Annotated in this window: 2 protein-coding genes; both read right to left on the bottom strand. The window is 77.7% G+C overall.

Features of this window, described 5'->3' with window-relative positions; translation table 11 throughout:
* Positions 1-170: 170 nt before the first annotated feature.
* Complete coding sequence (locus GTR02_RS20770; protein WP_166609378.1) at positions 171-1,559, bottom strand: glycosyltransferase family 39 protein; 1,389 nt, start codon at positions 1,557-1,559, stop codon at positions 171-173.
* A gap of 171 nt (positions 1,560-1,730) precedes the next feature.
* Positions 1,731-3,301, bottom strand: a 1,571-nt coding sequence (locus GTR02_RS20765) for an alkaline phosphatase D family protein (RefSeq protein ID WP_166609377.1), incomplete at its 5' end; no start/stop codon positions are given.

Genomic DNA, 3,301 nt, shown 5'->3' with positions numbered 1-3,301 from the left:
GGTCCTGCATCTTCGGCAACGGCTGCCCCGGCATCTACGCCGACAGCGTCAACGTCGGCTGCTGCAGCCTCGGGGCGCACTTCACCGAGCCCGCGGACGACGGGGTCGCGGTCGACGCGACGACCTTCGAGGGCCCGGCCGCCGGGGACGCCTGACGGGCCGGGAGGCGCTCAGCCGGCCGGCGTCCGGGCGGGGCCGGGCGCGGTCCACAGCTCGACGCGGAGGTCGCCGCAGTCCCGGCCGGAGGTCTGCGCCCGGCCCGCCTGCACCGCCCGCAGGGACGCGGGGAACGCGACGGGCCACGGGTCGTGGAGGCGGACCCCCACGAGCCAGACCCGCTCCGCGCCGGCCAGGGCCGGGGTCCGGTCGGCCTCGGGGAGCTCGTCCCCGCCGATCGAGACGCTGCGCGCCGGGTCGACGGCCAGGAGCACGTCGTCGGCGGGCACGCCGCGGGGCAGGGAGGCGCGCAGCATCGGCCGGGTGGTGTTGCCCAGCGCCACGAGCGCGTCGCCGGGGCGCGCCCCGGCCGCGAGGGCGCCCGTCGCGCAGCGCACGTCGTCGCCGACCCAGGGCCGCTCCCGCTCGGTGACGAGGTGCGGCACCTGCCCCGCCACGGTGAGCGCCACGACCGCCCCCGCCGCCGCGAGGCCCGCCGGCGCGGCGGCGGTCGTGTAGCGCGCCTCGAACAGCTGCCCGGCGGCGGCCGCGCCCACGACGCCGGCGACGGGGGCCAGCACCCCCGCGAGCACCAGGGCGAGCGCCGGGGGGTCGTGGCGCAGCGCCGCCGCCCCCGCCACGGCCAGCCCGAGGAGCCCCACCAGCGCGGGCGCGCTGCCCGCGTAGGACGTCCACAGGCCGGCCGTGCGCTCCAGGAGCGGGAAGTCGGGGCCGATCCGGCCGGGCGCCTGGCTCAGCCCGGCCACGACCATGCCGAGCGTCACGGCGGCCGCGGGCAGGCCGCCCCCCACGACGCGCCGGCGGCGGCAGCGGCCCGGCGCCACCAGCGCGACGGCCAGCAGCGCCGCGACCACCGGGGCCCCCGTGAGCACGTGCAGACCCGCGGCGGCCGTGCCCGCGCCCGCCCACAGCAGCAGCCACCGCCGCCGCGGCTCCGCGCGGTCGCGCAGCAGGCCGTAGGCGGTCGCCGCCACGCAGGCCGTGATGACGGGGTAGGGGCGGGCCTCCTGGCTGTGGGTCACCACGACCGGGGTCAGGACGGCGAGCACGCCGGCCACGGCCCCCGCGCCCGGACCGGCGAGCCGGCGCGCGACGAGCGCCGTCAGCGCCGCGGTGGCGACGGTGGCCGCCGCCCCCGGCAGGCGCAGCCACAGCGTCGAGGTGGACAGCTGCACCCACGGGTGGACCGCGGCGTACCAGAGGCCGAGGCCCGCGTCGGTCACGCGCAGCCCGCGCAGCATGACGTCGTAGTCGCGCACGGCCGTGGCGAGCGTGTAGACCTCGTCGCGCCACAGCGGCTTCGCTCCCAGCCGCCACGCGGTCGTCACGGCCGCGACGGCGACCGGGACGGCCCACGCCCACCACGTCCCGCGCCGCCGCACGCGTGCGCGGTCCTCGAGCGCGGGCGCCCGGAACGTCCCGGTGCTCAGCGCTCGTCCCGGGCCGTGGTCACGGCGGCCACGCTCCCACGCCGCCCGGCCCCGTGCTCCCCGCGACGCGCGCGCCCGGACCTCGGACGCGGCGCCGCGGGCCGTCCCGCGGCGACCGGCCGGCTACTCCCGCGGGTCGAGCGTGGTCGACCAGAGCGCGCCCCCCGCGACGTCGCGCAGGGTCACGGTGAGGGCCTCGTCGTCGGGGTCGATCTCGACCTCGCCGAAGAACTGCGACCCCTCCAGCGGTGAGGTGTTCGGCCGCGGCGGGACGGCCTGGAACCGCACCTCCGGGCCGAACGTGGAGTCGAGGTCGCTGGGGCCGAACGCACCCGCGTGCAGCGGCCCGGTGACGAACTCCCAGAACGGGTCGAACTCGGTGAACGTGGCCCGCGCCGGGTCGTAGTGGTGGGCCGCGGTGTAGTGGACGTCGGCGGTGAGCCACACGTGGTTGCGCACCCCGCGACGCTTCAGCTCCCGCAGGATCCACGCGATCTGGCGCTCGCGGCCCAGCGGGACACCGGGGTCGCCCTGCGCCACGGCCTCGATGCCGTCGGTGCCGGTCGCGGAGTCCGGCACGACCAGGCCCAGCGGCATGTCCGCCTGGACGACCTTCCAGGTCGCCCGCGAGGCGGCCATCGCCTCGACGAGCCAGCGCGCCTGCTCGGCGCCGAGGATCCCGCCCTCGGGGCCGACTGCGCCGGCGACCGCCCCGTCGGCGTTGGAGTCGCGGTAGGAGCGCATGTCCAGGACGAACACGTCGAGGAGCGCGCCGTGGTGGAAGGACCGGTACACGCGGTCGTCGCGGCGCGAGGAGATCGGCACGTACTCGCGCCAGGCCTGCTCACCCCGCCCGCGCAGGACGTCGATGCTCTTCTCGGTGTACTTCGGGTCCTCGATGATCTGGTGGGGGTACCAGTTGTTGTGCACCTCGTGGTCGTCCCACTGGTTCACCTGGGAGGTGCGGGCGAAGAACTCCTTCAGCCCGTCGTCCTCGAGGTTGTACTGGAAGGCGCCGCGGAAGTCGTCGAGGGTCTGCGCGACGTGGGACTTCACCTCGGTGACGACGTTGCGGTAGGTCCGCCCGTCGGGCAGCAGCACGTCGCCCGTGATGGGACCGTCGGCGTAGACCGTGTCGCCCGAGTGCAGGAAGAAGTCGGGTTCGCGCGCCGTCATGGCGCGGTAGATGGGGAACCCCCCGAGGTCGGGGTTGCGGCCCCAGCCCTGACCGGCCTGGTCGCCGCTCCAGAGGAACCGCACCCCCTGGCGCTGCCGGCGGCCCGGCGCCGTGCGCAGGGAGCCCTGCAGCGAGGCGCCGTCCGGCCGGTGGGCGTCCGGGTCCCCGAGGACCACGCGGTAGGCCACGTCGGAGCCCTGCGGCAGGCCGGTGAGCTCGACGCGGCCCGTGAAGTCGCCGGCGGCGGTGAGGACGGGCCCCCGCACGGTCCGGCAGGAGCGCCGGAAGTCGCCGGTGGGCGAGACCTGGACGAACATCCGCGCGGGACGGTCGGCCCGCGTCCACACGACGGCGCGGGAGGACGTCACGTCCCCGGACTGCACGCCGTGGGTCAGCTGGGGCGCGTGGCGGCGGAGCAGACCGGCGGACGCGGCGGCGGTCGAGGCGGGCAGCAGCAGGCCCGCTCCGGCCACCGCGAGGGCACCGCCGCCGCGCAGCAGGGAGCGGCGGCGGGGCC

This window comes from Kineococcus siccus (genome assembly GCF_009906795.1).
Taxonomy (GTDB): domain Bacteria; phylum Actinomycetota; class Actinomycetes; order Actinomycetales; family Kineococcaceae; genus Kineococcus; species Kineococcus siccus.
Note: the sequence above shows the minus strand (reverse complement) of the source record. Positions and strands in the feature narration are given on the sequence as shown.